14 protein-coding genes and 1 pseudogene are annotated in these 18,448 nt (G+C 73.7%); 12 read left to right on the top strand and 3 right to left on the bottom strand.

The features are described from left to right. Window positions 1-248: 248 nt before the first annotated feature. From OG444_RS36640 to OG444_RS36600, 9 genes are all read left to right on the top strand, one after another. Window positions 249-1,382 carry a LamG domain-containing protein gene (locus tag OG444_RS36640; RefSeq protein ID WP_327266175.1) on the top strand — a complete coding sequence of 378 codons (1,134 nt, stop codon included), beginning with the start codon at window positions 249-251 and terminating at the stop codon, window positions 1,380-1,382. Between the two features lie 257 nt (window positions 1,383-1,639). After that, window positions 1,640-2,353, top strand: a complete 714-nt coding sequence (locus tag OG444_RS36635; RefSeq protein ID WP_327266174.1) for a glycosyltransferase family 2 protein — start codon at window positions 1,640-1,642, stop codon at window positions 2,351-2,353. Then, window positions 2,350-2,775, top strand: coding sequence for a hypothetical protein (locus OG444_RS36630; RefSeq protein ID WP_327266173.1), 426 nt, complete (start codon window positions 2,350-2,352; stop codon window positions 2,773-2,775). The genes OG444_RS36635 and OG444_RS36630 overlap by 4 nt, the downstream gene beginning before the upstream one ends. After that, window positions 2,775-3,923: a glycosyltransferase family 4 protein gene (locus OG444_RS36625; RefSeq protein ID WP_327266172.1), complete on the top strand. Its 1,149-nt coding sequence runs from the start codon at window positions 2,775-2,777 to the stop codon at window positions 3,921-3,923. The genes OG444_RS36630 and OG444_RS36625 overlap by 1 nt, the downstream gene beginning before the upstream one ends. Continuing rightward, window positions 3,920-6,211: a DUF2206 domain-containing protein gene (locus OG444_RS36620; RefSeq protein ID WP_327266171.1), complete on the top strand. Its 2,292-nt coding sequence runs from the start codon at window positions 3,920-3,922 to the stop codon at window positions 6,209-6,211. Before OG444_RS36625 ends, OG444_RS36620 begins: the two co-directional genes overlap by 4 nt. Continuing rightward, complete coding sequence (locus OG444_RS36615; RefSeq protein ID WP_327266170.1) at window positions 6,208-7,404, top strand: glycosyltransferase family 4 protein; 1,197 nt, start codon at window positions 6,208-6,210, stop codon at window positions 7,402-7,404. Before OG444_RS36620 ends, OG444_RS36615 begins: the two co-directional genes overlap by 4 nt. After that, complete coding sequence (locus OG444_RS36610; protein WP_327266169.1) at window positions 7,397-8,794, top strand: lipopolysaccharide biosynthesis protein; 1,398 nt, start codon at window positions 7,397-7,399, stop codon at window positions 8,792-8,794. The genes OG444_RS36615 and OG444_RS36610 overlap by 8 nt, the downstream gene beginning before the upstream one ends. Further along, window positions 8,791-10,065 carry a polysaccharide pyruvyl transferase family protein gene (locus OG444_RS36605; RefSeq protein ID WP_327266168.1) on the top strand — a complete coding sequence of 425 codons (1,275 nt, stop codon included), beginning with the start codon at window positions 8,791-8,793 and terminating at the stop codon, window positions 10,063-10,065. Before OG444_RS36610 ends, OG444_RS36605 begins: the two co-directional genes overlap by 4 nt. Then, on the top strand, window positions 10,062-11,180 hold the full coding sequence (locus tag OG444_RS36600) for a glycosyltransferase family 4 protein (RefSeq protein WP_327266167.1): 1,119 nt from the start codon (window positions 10,062-10,064) through the stop codon (window positions 11,178-11,180). Before OG444_RS36605 ends, OG444_RS36600 begins: the two co-directional genes overlap by 4 nt. A gap of 40 nt (window positions 11,181-11,220) precedes the next feature. Here OG444_RS36600 and OG444_RS36595 read toward each other — a convergent pair whose 3' ends face one another. Together OG444_RS36595 and OG444_RS36590 are read right to left on the bottom strand one after the other, a co-directional pair. Continuing rightward, window positions 11,221-12,426, bottom strand: a complete 1,206-nt coding sequence (locus OG444_RS36595; RefSeq protein WP_327266166.1) for a cellulase family glycosylhydrolase — start codon at window positions 12,424-12,426, stop codon at window positions 11,221-11,223. A 136-nt stretch (window positions 12,427-12,562) separates the two neighbouring features. Further along, the gene (locus tag OG444_RS36590) at window positions 12,563-14,005 is read right to left on the bottom strand and encodes a hypothetical protein (protein ID WP_327266165.1); all 1,443 of its coding nucleotides are present in this window, start codon (window positions 14,003-14,005) and stop codon (window positions 12,563-12,565) included. Between the two features lie 379 nt (window positions 14,006-14,384). Here OG444_RS36590 and OG444_RS36585 point away from each other — a divergent pair, with 379 nt between their 5' ends. From OG444_RS36585 to OG444_RS36575, 3 genes and pseudogenes are all read left to right on the top strand, one after another. Continuing rightward, window positions 14,385-15,842: an amidase gene (locus OG444_RS36585; protein ID WP_327266164.1), complete on the top strand. Its 1,458-nt coding sequence runs from the start codon at window positions 14,385-14,387 to the stop codon at window positions 15,840-15,842. 117 nt (window positions 15,843-15,959) lie between these two features. After that, window positions 15,960-16,771: pseudogene (locus OG444_RS36580) on the top strand (IS5 family transposase). A gap of 52 nt (window positions 16,772-16,823) precedes the next feature. Then, entirely contained in the window at window positions 16,824-17,234 is a 411-nt protein-coding gene (locus OG444_RS36575; RefSeq protein ID WP_327266163.1) for a hypothetical protein, read from the top strand. Here OG444_RS36575 and OG444_RS36570 read toward each other — a convergent pair. After that, window positions 17,210-18,448: an anhydro-N-acetylmuramic acid kinase gene (locus OG444_RS36570; protein ID WP_327267043.1), complete on the bottom strand. Its 1,239-nt coding sequence runs from the start codon at window positions 18,446-18,448 to the stop codon at window positions 17,210-17,212. The genes OG444_RS36575 and OG444_RS36570 overlap by 25 nt on opposite strands.

Genomic DNA, 18,448 nt, shown 5'->3' with positions numbered 1-18,448 from the left:
GGCCGGGGCGGGCGGCGCCCGGCCCGGCCCAGCAGTAGCAGCCCGAGCGGTGCGCAGGGTCCGCGGCGCGCGCCGCGGACCCCCGGTTGGCTGCGCAATTCGCCTCCGGACCGGGGTTGCCGCGGGGCCGGGACCCCTCCTGGCGGGCGGGCGCGGCCGGTGGCCGCGGGCCGTGTCCGTGCGGTGCTCCGGAGCTCGTGGCATACCGTCTGGTGGCGTCCCGGCAGTCATGTTTTACGATCCGTCCCATGACTGACGGTACGGATCGCGCGAACACTCCCCAGCAGGACCCCTCGGCGGGGCAGGGGGGCTATGGATACCCCCAGGGGACGCCCGGCGGTTACGGGTTCCCGCAGCAGCCCGGGCAGCCCAATCCGTACCAGCAACCGCTGCCCCAGCCCGGGCCTGCCGGAGAGCCGCCGCATTACTCCCAGGCACCCCAGGCACCCCAGCCGCAGCCGCAGCCGGTGCCTTCTCCGGCCGGGTTCACGCCTTCTCCCCAGCCCGACTGGCAGGCGATGGCGGACCGTTCGGAGTCGCAGCTGCGGACGCGCAAGCGGATATGGATGATCGCCATCGGGGTGGCGGCCTGTGGTCTCGGCGTCGGCGCCGGGTTCTTCATCCTGGACAAGGGCGACAAGGACGGTCCGGGCCCCGGCCCTTCGCAGTCGGCGACCGCCGACCCCGGAGGGGACCCCTCGGACGCCAACGCGCCCACCGTGCCGGGCGAGCCGAACCTGCTGCGCGACCGCTCCGGCCAGATCAACATCGCGCTCAGCCCCGACGCCGTTCTCGGCAAGGTGGACAACGGCAACGTGCTGCGCCTGCGCAGCAACGGCAACTCCTACGCGCAGGCCGCCGAGCAGGTCGTCGACGCGTCCAAGAGCTTCACGGTCTCCGCCTGGGTCTACAACGAGGCCGACGCCGGCTCGCGGTTCGCCATCAGCCAGGGCGACGGCGCCTCGTACTCCTTCGAGCTGGGCCGCGAGGACAGCAACGGCAAGAAGTCGTGGGTGTTCCGGATGCAGACCGACCAGAAGGGCGCGGCCTCGACCGCCGTGGGCGCGGTCTCCGACGGGTTCAACACCGTCCGCACCTGGGCCCTGCTGACCGGCGTGTACGACGCCCAGGCCAAGACGCTGACGCTGTACGTCGACGGCAAGGAGGCCGGCCGCGCCCCGGTGGCGGCCGCCTGGGCGGGCCAGGGGCCGCTGCAGCTGGGCCGCTCCCGCCACCACGGGATCTGGAGCGGGCCGTGGGCAGGTGTCATCGGTCACGTGCTGGTGTGGGACAAGCCCCTGACCGCGGATCAGGTTCTCGCCCTGAAGGGCGGAAAGCTGGACAAGGAGATCAAGCCTGTCGGTTCGTGGCTCATCGGTTGATCCTTTTCCGCACGGATTTGCACCGATTCGATCATCACGGGCAGATCACCCTGGTGGATCGTCGTCTCACTAGTCGGATAAGGTCACCGCTGGCCCGGATACCGGGTTGACGTCCGTAGCAGTGAACACCCAGCAGACCGCCCGGCTTGACGTGTGCGGCCGAGACTCCACGATGTGAAGGCCCTCAGTTGCCGCGGCGCTCGTACGGCCGTAGTCCTTGTCCGGCACCGGGGGATGAATTGAATACGCTTTCCGTCGTGATTCCGGCGCTCAATGAGGCGCCCAACCTGCCCACCGTGATGAACTCCGTTCCCACGGGCGCGCTCCGTGCCCTGGGCTGGGAGACCGAGGTCATCGTCGTGGACAACGCCTCCACCGACGACACCGCAGCGGTGGCCGCCTCGCTCGGCGCCATCGTCGTCTCCCAGCCGGAGCGGGGCTACGGCAACGCCTACCACGCCGGGTTCCGCGCGGCGAAGGGCGATGTCATAGCCACCGGCGACGCCGACTGCACCTACCCGTTCGACCACCTGCCCGAGCTGCTGGGCACCCTGGCCGAGGCCGACGTCGAGTTCATGACGACCAATCGGCTCCGCCGGGAGAACCGCTCGGCGATGAAGCGGTCCCACACCGTCGCCAACCACGCCCTGAGCGCCCTGAGCCGGGCCCTGTTCCGCAACGGACTGCGCGACTCGCAGTCCGGTATGTGGGTCTTCCGGCGCTACGTCTGGGACGGCGTCGATGTGAAGTCGACGGGCATGGCCTTCTCCCAGGAGATCAAGAACGCCGCCACCCGGGCCGGCTACCGCTACCTCGAAGTGCCCATCGAGTACCGCAACCGCCAGGGCCAGGTGAAGCTCAACGCGCTGCCCGACGGCATGGCCAACCTGCGTCAGCTCTTCGAGCACCGCTTCCGCCGGCCCAGTGAGGACCGCTCCACGCGCTACGAACGGCGGCACACCCCGGCATGAGGAAGCGTCTGATCCGGGCGGCCCTGGCGTTCGTCGTGGCCGCCGGCCTGTGCGCGGGCGCCTGGTCGCTGCCGCCCGTGCGGGGCGTCCTCCTGGACTCGTTCACCCGTCGGCAGGCCGCCTTCATCGAGCTCTACTTCACCGAGAACCCGCGCTTCGACGGAGCGAGCGTCCTCGTTCCCTTCGCCGTGAACGACCGCGGTTCCGGTGCCCGCTCGCTGGTGGCGACGCTCACCGTCGAGGCCGCGGACGGCAAGGTGCTGGCGACCGAGACCTACCCCGTCGAACCCCACCAGGGCGCCGCGGTCCCGGTCACGGCGCGGGTCCGCGCCAAGGGGGCCGACGTCGCCCTGGTCCGGGTCTCGCTGACCGGGCATCCCCAGACCCTTCACTTCCGCTTCGGCCCGCCCCCGGAACTCTGATGCGCACCGTTCTCCAGATCACCCCCTACTACCCCCCGCACCTCGGCGGCCTCGAGCGCGTCGTGCTGCACCTGTCCCGCCACCTCGCCGAACGCCACGACGTCCGAGTCGTCACCACCACGCTGGGCTCCGGCGGCGCGCCGCGGCGGGCCCGGGAGGAGGGTGTGGCCGTACGCAGGCACCGCGCCACCGAGTTCGCGCACACCGCGATCGCACCCGGGCTGCTCGGCTCGCTCCTGGCCGCGCCGCGCGGCGCCGTTCTGCACGCGCACTGCGCGCACGCCCTCCTGCCGGAGACCGTGGCGCTCGCCGCCCGGCTGCGCCGGCAGCCGTTCGTGCTCCACTTCCACCTCGACGTGGACGCCAGCGGACGCCTCGGCCGACTCCTGCCCGCCTACAAGAAGCACGTCTTCGGACGCGTGGCACGCGCCGCAGCGGCGGTCATCGTGCTGACCGAGCAGCAGGCCCGCTTCGTCGAGGAGACCTACCGGGTGCCGCCCGCGCGCGTGCACGTGGTGCCCAACGGAGTCGGCCCGGAGTTCTTCCGGCCCGCCCCCGCCCCCGACCCCTGCCCTGCCGCTGACCCATCCACCGACCCGGCCGGCGCGGACGCCTCCGCCACCCGGCCCCTGGGCCTGCTCTACGTCGGCCGCCTCAGCGCCCAGAAGAACCTCGCGCGCCTGCTCGACGCGATCAGCCTGGTCGACTCCCCGGTCAGGCTCCGCGTCGTCGGCGGCGGCGAACTCGACGCCGACCTGCGCGCCCGGGCCAACCGCCTCGGCCTGGACGAGCGCGTCGAGTTCACCGGGCCCCTGCACGGTACGGACCTCCTCGCCGCCTACGCCGACGCCGACGCCTTCGTCCTGCCCTCCGACCGCGAGGGCATGCCCCTCGCCGCACTGGAGGCCATGGCGGGCGCCCTCCCGGTCCTGGCCACCGACGTACCCGGCAACACGGAACTGCTCCACGACGTCGGCCTGCTGGCCGCACCGGAGCCGGCCGCGCTCGCCGCCGCGGTGGACCGCCTCGCGGCCGACCCCGGCCTGCGCAGCCTGCTGGCCGGCCGCAGCGCGGAGCGGGCCCGCCGTCACACGTGGGAGGAAGTCGCCCGGCAGGTGGAGCTCGTGTACCGGAAAGCAGGGATATGAACCCGCCCCACTGGCTGCGCGGACGGCTCGGCGTCCTGCTGAGCCTCGGCCCCGCCTGCGCCGTCGAGACGCTGCCCGGCGTCCCCGCCCTCCTGCTCGCGCCGGTCGGCCTGTGGCTGCTCTTCGCCGCCCCCGTACTGCTGCTGCGCGGACTCACCGACAAGGTGGTCTCCACCCGCAGCGGCTCCCTCATGCTGGCGGCCGGCCTCGCCGTGCTCCTCGACATCCTCGTGGCGCTGGGCGTCAACACCCTGCTGCCGCTGCTCGGCGTGGAACGGCCCCTGACCCGGCTGGTCCTTGCCTCGGCGACCACCGTCGTGCTCCTCGTCCTCGGAATCCTCGCCCCCCAGACGCAACGGCCCCTCCTTCGCGGCGCACCCCTGCGCGGCGCCCGCCCGGTGGCCTGGGTGTCCGCCGTCGCGCTGCTGCTCGCCGTGGCCGGTCCCATCAGGCTCAACAACGGCCTGGGCGGCGGCGTCAGCACGGCCGCCCTGGTCCTCGTCGCAGCGCTGGTCGTCCTCCTGCTGGTGCGCCACGGCCGCTCCTCCGCGGTCGTACTGGAGGCCGGGATCTACGTGGCCTCCGCCACCCTGCTGCTGCTCACCTCCCTGCGCGGCTGGTACATCACCGGGCACGACATCCAGCGCGAGTACCTCTACTTCCGGCTCACCCTCGGCGGCGAGTTCTGGGACATCTCGGCCTACACCGACCCCTACAACGCGTGCCTGAGCATCACCCTGCTCCCGGTCAGCGTGTTCCGGCTCACGGGCATCGAGGACATCTACGTCTTCAAGGCCGTCCTGCCCCTGCTGTTCGCCCTGACTCCGGTGCTGGTCCACCGCGCGGTGCGCCATGTGGCGTCCCCGCTCGTGGCGCTGCTCTCCGCCGTGTTCTTCATGGCGTTCCCCACCTTCTTCACCGACATGCCGTTCCTGGGCCGGCAGGCCATCGCCTTCCTGCTCCTGGCCTGCGCCATGCTCGTCCTGACGGATTCCCGGCGCCCGCTGCCCCTGCGGCGCGTCATGTTCACCGTGCTGCTGGCCGGAGTGGTCCTGTCGCACTACTCGACGATCTACGTGATCGTCGGCACCCTGGCGACCGCGTTCATCGTGGACAAGACCTGGCGGCTGGCCTCGCGCCGGGGCCGCGCCCGTCCGCACCGCGCCCGCGGCCACGACCACATGCGGACCTTCCTGACCTGGTGGACCGTGGCCGTACCGGCCGTTCTCGCCCTGCTCTGGGCGGGTCCGCTCACCCACACCGGCGGCCAGCTCGAAAGCACCCTGCGCGTCGTCGCGAGCGACCTCTTCGGGTCCGGCGACGCCCGCGGCGGCTCCTCCGACACCCGCTACAGCCTTTTCGGCGGCGCCGGAGTCACCCCCGAGGAGCGGCTCGCCGAGTACCGCGAGGACACCATCGGCTACACCCGGGCGGACCGCGCCGAAGGCAAGTACCTGCCGCTGGAGGGTCTCTCGAAGTACCCCACGCCCGTGGCCGAGAAGGAGAACCTGCCGCTGACCCCCGTCGGCCGGGCGCTGGACACCGTAGGCATCGGCGTGCCCGCCCTGAACGGAGTGCTCCGCCAGGCCGCCGCCCTGCTGCTCCAGGTCCTGGTCCTGGTCGGGTTCGTGATCGCCCTGCGCGGCCGCCGGAGCCCGTTCACGCCCGTCCGCGACCAGACCACCCTGACCGTGGGCGCCCTCGCGATGATGGGCCTGTTCACACTGGTGCCGCAGCTGTCGGTCGACTACAGCGTGCTCCGCGCCTTCCAGCAGGGCCTGCTGTTCTTCGCACCGTTCATCGCGGCCGGCGCCCTGTGGGCGGTGCGCTGGGCGGGCCACCGGGCCGTCCCCGTGCTGTGCGTCCTCGTCGCCGGGCTGCTGCTCGACCTGACCGGGGCCGTCCCCAAGGCACTCGGCGGCTACCCCGCGCAGCTCGCGCTCAGCAATTCCGGCCCCTCCTACGACATCTACTACCCGCACGCCGAGGACCGCCGGGCCGCCATGTGGCTCAACCAGCGGGCGGCGGGCGACGACCTCGTCGTCCAGACCGACCGGTACTCCTTCAGCCGGCTGCAGACCCTCTTCACCGTCCGCACGCAGGACAGCGTCCACCCCGCGCTGCTGCGCTCGCAGTCGTACGTCCTGCTGGGATCCACCCCCACCCGCAAGGACGAGGTCACCGTATTCTTCCGGGGCGACCTCGTGACGTACCGGTATCCGCGCGAGCTCCTCGACACCACGCGCAACCTGATCTACAGCAATGAAGGGGCCGTGATCTACCGGTGAGAAACGTCCGGCGCCGGCCCCGGGTCCTGCTCGTCAGCCACTACTACCCGCCGCACCTGGGCGGCATCGAGAACGTCGTCCGCAACGAGGCGCTGCACCTGGCCCGGCACGGCGCCGACGTCACCGTCCTCACCAGCGGCGACCGCGCCGGAACGCACGACGAGGACGGCGTCCGCGTCGTACGCGTCGCCGCGTCCAACGTCGTGGAGCGCCGGTGGGGCGTCCCCTTCCCGCTGTTCTCGCCCGCCCTGCTGCCCACCGCCCTGCGCTGGGCCCGCCACGCCGACGTCGTCCACGTCCACGACTGCCTCTACGCCTCCTCCTGGGCGGCCGGACTCGCCGCGGCCGTCACCCGGACCCCCACCCTGGTGACCCAGCACGTCGGCCTGGTGGCGCACCCCTCGGCCCTCGTACGCGCCGTCCAGCGGGTCGTCTACGCGGTCGCGGGCAGGCCCCAGCTCCGCCGCGCCCGCCGGGTGCTCACCCTCAACGCCGACGTGGCCGCGTTCGTCCGCAAGCTGGGCGCCCGCGCCGAGGCCCGCCACCACCTCGCCAACGGTGTGGACACCGGCCTGTTCCGGCCGCCCGCCGACCCGGCGGAGCGCGCCGCGGCCCGTGCGCGGCTCGGTCTGCCGGCCGGACGCACCCTGGTGCTCTTCGCGGGCCGGCTCGTCCCCAAGAAGGGGTACGGCCTCCTCCTCGACGCCCACGCCGGTGACTCCGCTGGCTCCGGCGATGCCCTCGACAACCGCGACGGCCACGCCGCCGCCTACGACCTCGTCTTCGCCGGTGACGGTGACAGCGCGGCCCTCACCGGGCGCTCCGGCGTCCACCACCTCGGCACCCTGTCCGCCGAGGACCTCGCCGACGCCTACCGCGCGTGCGACATCTTCGCCCTGCCCTCCACCGCCGAGGGCTTCCCGCTGACCGTCCAGGAGGCCATGGCCTCCGGCCTGCCCGTCGTCACGACCGACGACCCCGGCTACGCCCCGTACGGCCTGGACCGCGGGGTCGCCCTGCTGGTGCCCCGCACCGTCCCCGCACTGCGCGCCGCGCTCGACGCGCTGGTCGCGGACCCCGCCGGGCGGGCGGAGACGGGCGCCGCCGCCCGCGCGTTCGCCGAGGCGTCCTTCGGCTGGGACCGGCACGTCACGGCGCTGCTCGGGCACTACCGGGACGTCGGCCGTGGGTAGGCACGCCCGGCCCGCGGACCAGATGTTCCGGAGCTCGTTCTTCCTGCTGGCGTCCACCGTCACGACGGCCGGGCTGAGCTTCCTCTTCTGGGTGGTCGTGGCCCGCTTCTACCCGCCCGAGCAGGTCGGGCTGGCCACCTCGCTGATCTCCGCGACCTCGCTGCTCTCCTACCTCAGCATGTTCGGCCTCAACAGCACCCTGATCCGGTTCCCCGCCGAGGGCACGGCCCGCAACGGCCAGATCACCCAGTCCACGGCCCTGGTGCTGCTGGTCTCCTGCGCCGCCGCAGGGATCTACCTGCTCGGGCTGCCCTGGTACGGGCACAAGCTGCTCTTCGTCCGCGACCACCCGCTCCTCGCCGCCCTGTTCGTGCTGTCCTGCACCTGTGCCTCGCTGAACCTCCTGATCAAGTCGGTCTTCATCAGCGCCCGCATGGCGCAGTACAACGTGCTGTTCGACGGGATCCTCCAGGGCCTCGCCAAACTCGCCGCGCCCGCCGCCCTCGTCGGGTTCGGCGCGGCCGGCATCCTCGGCTCGGCGGGCATCGGCTACGCGGTCGCCGGAGCGGCGGCCCTGATCCTGCTCCGGCGCCGCCTCGGCTTCCGGTTCGACTTCCGCACCCGGGGGACCCGGCTGCGCGAACAACTCCGCTTCTCCGTCGCCAGCTACGTCTCCAGCCTGATCAACCTGGCGCCCGTCCTCGTCACTCCGCTGATCGTGCTCCAGAAGCTGGGCGCCGCCGAAGCCGGCTACTACTTCGTCGCCTTCCAGATCGCGGCCCTCCTGAACTCCGTCTCCACCGCCGTGGGTGAGGCCGTCTTCGCCGAGGTCTCCTCCGACCCGTCGCGGTTCGGTGAACTACTGCGCCGCTCCGCGAAGATCATCGCCGCCGTGCAGGTACCTGCCGTCGCCGTCGTCGCGGCCGGCAGCGGGCTGCTCCTGCTGGTGTTCGGGGGCGGCTACACGACGGCCGCGAGCGGGCTGCTCAGCGTGCTCGCCGTCGCCGCCCTCGCCGTCGCCCTCAACACCTGGGCGTGTTTCGGGCTGAAGCTGGCCCAGCGGATGAAGCAGCTCATCACCGCCAACGCCATCCTCGCGTGCACCACCATCGGCCTGTCCGCGTGGTGGGCGCCGCGCGGGCTGGTCTGGGTCGGCTGCGCCTGGGGCATCGGCAACCTGGCCGCCGGACTGTTCGCCACGGCCGCGCTGCTGCGCGGCCGGCCCTCCGCGCCCCGCCCGCCGGAGCCGGACGTCGACCCCGGACCCGCCTGGTCCCCCGTGGACACCATTCAGCTGCGCGCCGTGCGCCTGCCCGGGCCGACGGCCCCGCCCGCGCCGTCCGCCGCCGCATCACCTGCCGCACCACCAGCCGAGAGGTACCGCCCGTGAAGATCGTGGTGATCAACGCCTACGTCCGGGAGAACGCGGGCGACGCCGCGCTGCTCTCCGTCTGCCTGCGCCAGATCCGCGAGGCGTTCCCCGGCGCCGAGGTCCGCGTCGCCGGCATGGAGGACCCCGCCGTCCACCCCGCCTTCGAGGACGCCCCGAACCTCGGCTCGATCCGCCGCCACGTCGCCGACGGAACCGCTTCGCTGTCCCGCCGGATCCTGCGGAAGGTGTGCGTCGGCGCGGCCGCCGCCGGCCTCCTCCTGCTGCCCCGCACCGCGGCCGGTCTCCTGCGCAGGGCGCTGCCCGCCGAGGCCCGGCGCGAAGCCGACGCCCTGGCCGGCGCGGACCTGGTGGTGTCCAACGGAGGCGCGTACGTCCTGGCCCGCCCGGGGCTCGACGGCCACCAGAACGTCTTCTTCGTCCTGCTGCCCGTCCTGCTCGCCCAGCGCGCCGGCGTGCCCGTCGTCTTCGCGCCGCAGTCCTACGGCCCGTTCCCCTCGCCCGTCCAGCGGCGCCTGGTCGCCCGCGCCCTCGGCCGGTCCCCGCTCGTCCTGGCCCGCGAGGACGTCAGCGTGGCCCAGCTGCGCGGATGCGGCCTGCCGGACGCGCTCGTCACCCGGGGCGTCGACTCGGGCTTCGCGTTCGCCCCGCCGCCGTCCTCCGACTGGCGGGCCCGGCTCGGCGTCGGACCGGAGCAGCGGCTGGTCGGGGTCACGGCCAGGCGCTGGCTGGCCCCGGCCGCCCAGGACGCGTACGAACGGGCCCTGGCCGCGACGATCGACGCCGTCCAGGCCACCGGAGCCCGCGTCGTGCTGATCCCGCAGGTCAGCACCGACTACCTGGGCGACGACGACCGCATCGTGGAGCGCCGGATCGCCGCCCACTGCACCGCGGCGCCCCTGCTGATCGAGGACCGGGTGGACTACCGCGACCTCAAGGGCGTCTACGGCGAGTGCGCCCTGCTGATCGGTACCCGCTTCCATTCGGTGATCTTCTCCCTGACCAGCGGCGTGCCCTGCGTGGCCATCGAGTACGAGCACAAGACCCGCGGCATCATGGCCGACCTCGGCCTCGGCGCCCACGTGCTGCCCATCGAGGACGTGACCCACGCCCGGCTGTGGGCGCTGGTCGAACCGCTGCTCCAGGACGACTCCGGCTACCGCGAGCAGCTGCGACGCCGCCTGCCCGAATACGTCGCCGAGGCAGGACGCTTCCCCGAGCTGCTGAGGTCGGCCGTGCAGCCGGCCGGCCTGCCGCGGGCCGACCGGTGAACCCCCGCACCGTGGCGGTCGTCGCCCCCTACTACCCGCCGCACCTCGGGGGAGTCGAGCAGTACGCGGCCCGGGTCGCCCGGGCCGTGCACGACGCGCCCGGTCTCGACGCGGTCGTCCTCACCAGCCGCCCCGGGCTGCGCACCCGTACCTCCGTCGAGGACGGGGTGCGGGTCGTCCGGCTCGGCTCCTGGCTCCGGCTGTCCAACACCCCCCTGAGTCCCCTGTGGCCGCTCCAGGTGCGGTACTGGCTGCGCCGCACCGGCGCCGACGTGGTCCACGCCCACGCCCCCGTACCGGGCCTCGGCGACATCGCCGTGGCCGTGGCCGGAGGCCGCCCCGCCGTGCTCACCTATCACGCGGGCTCGATGCTCAAGGGCGGCCCCGGCACCGGCGCCGCGGACCGCCTCATCGGCGTGTACGAACGCCGCGTGCTGCCCCGGGTGTTCGCACGGGCCCGCGCCCTGGTCGCCGTGTCCCCGGTCTCGCTGGCCGCCGGACGGCCGGGAGCACTGGAGATCAGCCCGGGTGTCGACACCGGCCGGTTCACGCCGGGTTCGCCGCCCTCCACCCGCCCCCCGACGCTCCTGTACGTCGGCCGCATGGACCGGTCCTCGGCATGGAAGGGGGTCGACGTCCTCGTCCGCTCCCTGGCCGAAGTACCCGGGGCCCGGCTGCGCCTGGTCGGCGGCGGCGACGCGGTCGCCGGCCACCTCGACCTGGCCGCGTCCCTCGGCCTCGCGGACCGGGTCACCGCGGCGGGCGAACTGACCGGACCCGACCTCGTCCGGGCGGTCCGCGAAGCGGCGGTGCTGGTACTGCCCTCCGTCACCGAGGCCGAGTCGTTCGGCATGGTCCTCGTGGAGGCGATGGCCTGCGGCACCCCCGTGGTCGGCTCGCGGGTCGGCGGCATCCCGTACGTCGTCGAGGACGGGCGGACCGGTCTGCTCGTGCCTCCCGGCGACCCCGGCGCCCTGGCGGGGGCCTGCCGACGCCTCCTGGAGGACGGCGCCCTGGCGGACCGGCTGGGCGAGGCGGGGCTGCGCAGCGCGCGCGAACGGTTCTCCTGGGACGGCCTGCTGGCCCGGTACGTGGCACTGTTCCGCTCACTGTGACCCCGCCGCGCCGCCCCCGGTACTGCCCGGGTTACCGGTGCTACCGGGGCTGCTTCTTCACGTACTCCTCGATGGCCGCCCGGAGCGCGGCGAACGCGGGCTTCGCGGAACCGTCGTAGCGGCGCAGCCCGTAGTACTTGGAGTGGCTCTTGTCGTTTCCGGTGGCCGTGTCCTGATGGGCGAACCAGAAGGCGGCCGCCACGTACTTCTCCTTCGCGGCGGTCGGCACGGTGTCGGTGGCGATCCGCGCCTGGAGCTGCTCGGTGACGTGCGTGATGTTCTCAGTCCGCGACTTCTCGTCGGCGGCGGCGTTGCCGGGACCGTTGGTCGGCGCACCCGTCTCCGTCAGCCACACCGGTATGCCGGGTGTTCCGTGCCGCTCGGCGACGCCGACCAGGTTCTCCCCGGCGCTGCTGATCTCCTTGAACACCTTGCCGTCGTGCGGGAGCTGGGGCCAGGCGTAGGGGTGGTAGCTGAGCGCGTCGACCACCTTGTTCCCGCCGAGCCGGCAGACCTGTTCCAGGAAGTCCACGTGGGAGACGTACTTGATCGACTCCCAGGTGCCGACGGCCGCCAGACCGCCCATCAGCACGTACGCCGTCGGGTCGGCTTCGCGCAGCGAGGCGACGGTGGACTTCAGCAGGGTCGTGTACGCCTTCGCGTCCGGCTTGGGGTGCCAGAACTGGGGGAGGTTGGGCTCGTTCCAGACCTCCCACGTGTGCACGCCCTGGGGCGCGTAGCGCAGGGCGGCGAGCTTCGCGAACGCGGCGAACTTCTTGGGGTCGGCCGGCGGGCACGTGGGCCGGTGCCCGGTGCAGGACGCGGCCCGTGCCCACCCGGGGGTGTAGGCGACCGTGGCGAGGACGTCGAGGTTGCGTTCGCGGGCGGCCTTGACGATCCGGTCGAAGCGCTGCCACTGGTAGGTGCGCGGGCTGTCCGGCTGGATGTTGTTCCAGGACAGGTCCACCCGGATCCATGTGGTGCCCAGGCCCACCGCGTCGTTGAGGGCGGCGGCCAGGCCGTCGTCGGACTTCCAGGTGAGGGTGTCACCGTAGGAGAGGCCGAGTCGCAGGTCGTGCTCCTTGGGCGGCTCGGGGGGCCGTTGGAATCCGCCGGCGGAGCGTGCGTCCGCCTCGGACGCCGGACCCGTCGACGAAGCCGCCGCCACGACCGTCGCGGCGGTCGCCAGGACGAACGAGACGAAGGCGACGACGAGCCGCTGACGTGTACTTGAGTGCCCCACCATGGGGTCAGCCTAAGCCAAGTGTGCGAATGCTCCTCCCCCTCCCGGTCCGGTCCGCGTCCCGCCCGCACTGCGTGCTCACGCTCGACCGCTCTGCGTGTTGCAGGCGGCGGTCAACCCCCTCCGCCGTCGCGTGTACTCAGCCGCTTCCCGACGGCGAGGACCGGTCGGCGGCGCCCACGCGGGCGGCCGCCGCGTGGGCCTGGACGGCGCCGACCAGGGCGCAACCCGCGGCAACCGCCCACACGAACCAGCCCGAGCCCCCGACAGCGGTCCGGTAGGCGGTGACGGCCAGCAGCACCGACGAGGCGGCCAGGCAGGTGACGGAGACGGTCGGCGGCACCGCGCCGAGGGCCTCCGCCTTCGACGCGCGGTCGAACGACCGGCCTGCCCACGCGAACACGACGGCGCCCGTGACGTACGCCGCCACCTCGGACACCACCGAGGACGCGGAGGCACTCGCCGCCGACACCACCACGGCAGCCGTCTGGAGCTGCGTCAGGCCCAGCAGCGTGTACACCACCCTCCCCGCGACCGGCGCGTTCGGCAGGGTCGTGCCGAACCACGAGGCGAGCGTCCAGAACGCGGCCGAGAACGCCATCGCGTTCAGCAGGCCGGGCCAGGTCACCGCAGAGAGGGACGTCAGCTCACCCGCGGCGACGGCGAGGGCCGACACGGCCGCCACGGCGTACCCCCGGCGCACCGGTCCGCCGCCCCGGTGCGGGAAGCGCAGTCCGTGGACGGTGAACAACAGGCCGCCGGCGCCCGCCCCGAGGGCCGGGAGCCAGCCGGGCAGGTCGGCCGCCCCCGCCCGGAGGGCGACGGCGAGCAGGCAGGACGCCGCGAACACCAGGACTCCCATGGCCTGTACGCCGCGAACGGCGAAGACCGGGTAGTGGGCCGGGCGCGGTTTCGTGATCCGCCGGGCGGCCCAGGGGTCGTCCGACTCACCCAGGTCGAAGGCCGCGGACGCGGCTGTGCGCCGGGCCTCGACCTCCTCGCCCGTCGGCGGAAGCGCCCCGCCGTGGGGCGCGTCCTCCTGCTGCGGCCCGTCCCAGAGGGCGGCCAGGTAGGACGACAGGGCGAAAACGACCAGGGCGGCCGTGACGGCCGCGGCGGGCAGGCCCAGCAGTCCGATCGGCACGGGTGATGCCGCCTCGACCCGGGCCTGCAGCGGCCAGAGAGCCGCGGCGACGCCCAGCATCGGCACCGTACCGGCGCCGAGGACGAGCGAGGTGCGCAGTGGCTCCCGCAGGCGGCCGACGACCCCGGCGACGGCCGCCCCGGCGTAGACCAGGCCCGCGCCGACGAACCCGGCGGCCTCCACGGTGTTCCAGGCATTCGCCTTCGCGTGCGCCTTCCTGCGGGCGACGATCTCCTCGTACGTACCGTTGTTGGATCCGGTGCTGATGCACACGTCGCCCGGGCGCATCGCCCTCCCGTCGCACTCCGGCGATCCGGTGTACGTGGCCCAGGGCGCGTCGTACGCCGCCGTCAGCGCCCAGGCGACGACGAGCCAGCCGACCACGAGCAGGACGGCGCCGAGGATCCGGGACCGGGTGTCCGTCATGGAGTCGGTCACCGCCGGGCCTCCCTGTTCCGCGCATCAGGGCCCTCCCCCGGTCAGCGGCGGATGCCACGGCGCTCGCACGTGCGTTTCGAGCCACATCGTGGCACCGGGTCCCCTCCCGCCGGGGCGGAGAGCAGAGGGGTCACCTGAACGAGCGAGTCCCGCCGGTTCGCCGACGGTGCCGGCCGGCCACCACGTTCACGATGCGCCTGGCGGCAGGATCCTGTCGACCGGTAGCCGGACTTCTCCGCGACGCGGCGGGACGTCAGACCATGTCGCCCCCAACCAGGCTGCTCACAGGCCGACTTCGGCCCCACACGCTTGACGCGCGGTCCGTGGAAGGACAGCCTTGGCCGCAGTTACCGGCAGGTAAGGACGAGGGGGACACGTAGTGGCCATCGACAGGGACGACGCGGCGGGCAGGGAACAGGACCGGGACGACGCGGAGTCGATGTTCCTCGGGGTAGAGCAGCAGGCCGAACAGGTACGCACCGGCAAGGCCACCTCCCGCGCCCTCGTCGAAGCCGCCCTGCGCCGCATCGCCCGCTCCGACCCGGCCCTCGGGGCCTTCCGCATCGTCCTGGCCCGCGAAGCCCTCGCCGAGGCCGACGCGCGGGACGCGCAGGAGCCCCTCGGCCCCCTCCACGGCGTGCCGATCGCGGTCAAGGACGAACTGGACGTCGCCGGGCAGGTCACCACCTTCGGCGGCGCCGCCAACCGCAGCCCCGTCACCGCCGATTCCGAGGCCGTACGCCGCCTGCGCGCCGCCGGGGCCGTCGTCATCGGCAAGACGGCGATGCCCGAGTTCGGCCAGTGGCCCTTCACCGAATCCGCCGCGTACGGACGCACCCTCAACCCGTGGGACACCACCCGCACCCCCGGCGGCTCCAGCGGCGGCAGCGCCGCCGCCGTCGCGGCCGGTCTGGTCCCGGCGGCGCTCGGCGGCGACGGCGGTGGTTCCATCCGCATCCCGGCCGCCTGCTGCGGTCTGTTCGGCCTCAAACCCCAGCGCGGCCGCGTCTCCACCGCCCCCAACGCCCACCTCTGGTACGCCCTCGGCACCGTGGGCCCCCTCACCCGGACCGTGCGCGACTCCGCCCTGCTCTACGACGTCCTCGCCGGCACCACCCCCACCGACCGGTGGAGCGCCGGCCCGGGCCCCGGCCCCGCGGACACCGGCTGGGTACGGGCCCTGGAGACCCCGCCCGGCAGGCTGCGCATCGGCTACTCGGCCAAGCCCGCCGTGCCGGGGGTGCGCCCGCATCCGGAGCACGTCGAAGCCCTGCTGGAGACCGTACGGGCGCTGCGCGAACTGGGCCACGACGTGCGGGAGGTCGACCCCCGCTACCCCGACGCGACGGCCCCGTTCGTCGCCCAGTTCTGCGGCGGCGTCCGGGCGGAGGCCGCCGCGGTCGAGCGCACCGATCTGCTGGAGCGGCGGACCCGCAGCGCCCTCGCGCTGGCCCGCCTGGTGCCCGAATCCGCCGTGGAGCGCGGGATCAGGGCGGGCGAGCGGCTTGCGGAGCGCGCCGACCGGATGTTCACCACCATGGACCTGCTGGTGACCCCGGTCATCGCCGAGCGGCCCCGCCCGGCGGGCGCACTGGACGGTGCCGGACTGCTGACGGCGATGGTGCGCTCGCGCCCGATGGTCGCCTACACCGCCCTGTGGAACGTCACCGGGCACCCGGCGGCGTCCGTCCCGGCCGGTGTCGGCGCGGACGGTCTGCCGCTCGCCGTGCAGCTGGTCGGCCGCCGCGACGACGAGTTGGGCATCCTGCGGGTGGCGGCGCAGCTGGAGGCCGTCCGGCCGTGGGCGCAGCACCGGCCGCCGCTGCCGACCGGGTGAGGTACCGCCCAGCCCCCTCGGCCCTGTCGTCAAAGTCCCGCCTGGCCCGCAACCGGCGCTACTCCGACGACAGGACCTAGGGGGTGTCTTGCCGATCATCGGATCGTTGGTCCGGTCGTGAGAGAAGCTGAGTTGTCTGATGCCGCGTGGGCGGTGATCGGGCCGTTGTTGCCGCCGGTGGGCCGGGCTCGTGGGCGGTGGCGTGATCACCGTCAGGTGCTGGAAGGCATCGTGTTCAAGTTCCGCACCGGTGTGCCCTGGCGGGACCTCCCCGAGCGGTTCGGACCGTGGCAGACCGTCCACGGACGCTTCGCCCGCTGGGCCGCCGACGGCACCTTCGACCGCCTCCTGGCCGCCGCCCAGACCACGGGCGAGGTGGACTGGCTGGTCTCGATCGACTCCACGATCGTGCGGGCCCACCAGCACACCGCCGCCAAAGGGGGCTCGAACAACGGGCCCTCGGACGCTCCCGCGGCGGGCTGACCAGCAAGATTCACCTCGCCTGCGACGGACGCGGCCGGCCACTGGCCTTCGTTCTGACCGCAGGCACCCGCAACGACTGCACCCAGGCCGAGACCGTCATCGGCCTCATCCGCGTCGCGGGCGGCGGGCCCGGACGGCCCCGCCTGCGGCCCGAGCGGGTCATCGCGGACAAGGGCTACTCCTCCCGGGCCTTCCGCGCCTACCTCCGCCGGCGCGGCATCAAAGCCACGATCCCGGAGCGCGTCGACCAACTCGCAGGCCGAGCCCGGCGCCGGGAACGGCCCTGCCACTTCGACAGGGCCGTCTACCGGCGACGCAACGTCGTCGAACGCTGCTTCCACCGCCTCAAGCAATGGCGGGGCATCGCCACCCGCTACGACAAGCATCCCGCCCGCTACCAGGCCGCGATCACCCTCGCCAGCACCCTCATCTGGCTCGACAAATGATCGACAAGACGCTGCCTAGGCTGGAGTCGCGGGACGGATCCAGGAGGCGGCCATGCAGGCTCGGGCCCATCAGCGTTTCCACCTCGACCAGGACGGCCACTCGATCACCGTCGTGCGCAGTCCGGGGCGTGGGCGTACCGAGCTGCTCGTCGACGGCAAGGTGGTGTCCTCCACGCCATCCGAGAGCCGCGCGGTGACGGAACTGCGCGGCGAGCTCACCGACGGCGGCGCACCGCGCCCCTTCACGGTCCGGATCGGGCGCGCCGACATCCCCGGCGGCGCACCGCTCTGCTCGCTGGAGATCGGGGGAACGCGCTCCCTCATGCCGCTCCTGCCCCTTACGCGGAGCGAGGAGTGGCCCGCGGAGCCGACGCCCTCGCCCCGCACTCCGGCCGAGCTCCTTGCGCGCTGGCGCGCCCGCTACGGACGCCACTCACGTCACGAACGCCGCCGGCCCGGCTGATCCCCCCGTGCCCCGACGGTCAGCCGGACCGGCGCGGCCGCCGGCGGCCCCGGCAGGCGCAGCCCCGGACCGCCCGGCGTGATCGAGCCGAGGACGCTCGCGTGCCGGGCGCCGGTGCACGAGGGGACGGTGCCGGGCAGGCCGTGCGCGGTGAGCCAGCCCAGAACGGCGAACGCGTACGCCTCCTTCGCCCTCGCGGGCAGCCCGAGTTCGTCCGAGGACCGCACCGCGCAACCGCCGGCCCCGCCCAGTTCCTCCCGCAGCCGGTCCATCAGCACCGGGTTGCGCGTCCCCCCGCCCGACGCGATCACCTCGGTCGCCCCGAAGGGCCGGATCGCATCGGCCACGGTGCGGGCCGTGAGCCGGGTCAGTGTGGCGACGACGTCCTCGACGGGCAGCGGCCCGCACGAGTCCAGCGCCGAGAGCAGATAGGGCAGGTGGAAGAGCTCCTTGCCCGTCGTCTTCGGCGCCGGACGGGCGTAGTACGGCTCGTCCAGCAGCCTGCGCAACAGCGGTGGGTGGACGGTGCCCCGCGCGGCGAGAACTCCGCCGGCGTCCATCGAGTACGCCGCGTCCGCGGGGTCGCGCCCCGCCAGCGCGCGCACGGCCGCGTCGATGAGCGCGTTCGCGGGTCCGGTGTCGAAGGCCAGAGGTTCTCCCCCGGCCCCCTCCGCGCCGCCCGGCACGACCGTCACGTTCCCGATCCCGCCCAGGTTGAGTGCGACCGGCACCCCGGGCCGGCCCCGCAGCCACATCACGTCGACGACGCTGACCAGCGGCGCTCCCTGTCCCCCGGCCGCCACATCGCGGGTGCGGAATCCGGAGACGACGGGCCGGCCGGTCGCCTCGGCGATCCAGGCCGCCTCGCCGAGCTGGAGCGTGCCGTGCACCCGGCCGTCCTCGGCCCAGTGGAAGACCGTCTGCCCGTGCGAGGCCACCAGGTCGGCCCGTCCGCCGCACAGCTCCTCGTCCGCGCGCACCGCCGCCGCGGCGAAGGCGCGCCCGATGCGGGTGTCGAGCCGGCACACCGTGGCCAGGTCCGCCGCGGCGGGCGGCAGGGCCCCGGCCAGGTCCGCCCGCAGCTCGTCGTCGTAGGCCGTGCTGATCATCCCGAGGGGCGTGAGCACCAGCGTGTCGCCATGGAGGGAGAGGTCGGCGGCGGCCGCGTCGATGGCGTCGTACGACGTGCCGGACATCAGCCCGATCACGCGCAG

This window comes from Streptomyces sp. NBC_01232, from assembly GCF_035989885.1.
Taxonomy (GTDB): Bacteria; Actinomycetota; Actinomycetes; order Streptomycetales; family Streptomycetaceae; genus Streptomyces.
This window is presented reverse-complemented; position numbering and strand designations above follow the sequence as displayed.

Bases quoted from the DNA above. Each gene is read 5' to 3' on its own strand.
- OG444_RS36620 (WP_327266171.1), top strand. From the start codon at position 3,920: ATGAACCCGCCCCACTGGCTGCGCGGACGGCTCGGCGTCCTGCTGAGC.
- OG444_RS36595 (WP_327266166.1), bottom strand. From the start codon at position 12,426: ATGGTGGGGCACTCAAGTACACGTCAGCGGCTCGTCGTCGCCTTCGTC.
- OG444_RS36625 (WP_327266172.1), top strand. From the start codon at position 2,775: ATGCGCACCGTTCTCCAGATCACCCCCTACTACCCCCCGCACCTCGGC.
- OG444_RS36630 (WP_327266173.1), top strand. From the start codon at position 2,350: ATGAGGAAGCGTCTGATCCGGGCGGCCCTGGCGTTCGTCGTGGCCGCC.
- OG444_RS36575 (WP_327266163.1), top strand. From the start codon at position 16,824: ATGCAGGCTCGGGCCCATCAGCGTTTCCACCTCGACCAGGACGGCCAC.
- OG444_RS36640 (WP_327266175.1), top strand. From the start codon at position 249: ATGACTGACGGTACGGATCGCGCGAACACTCCCCAGCAGGACCCCTCG.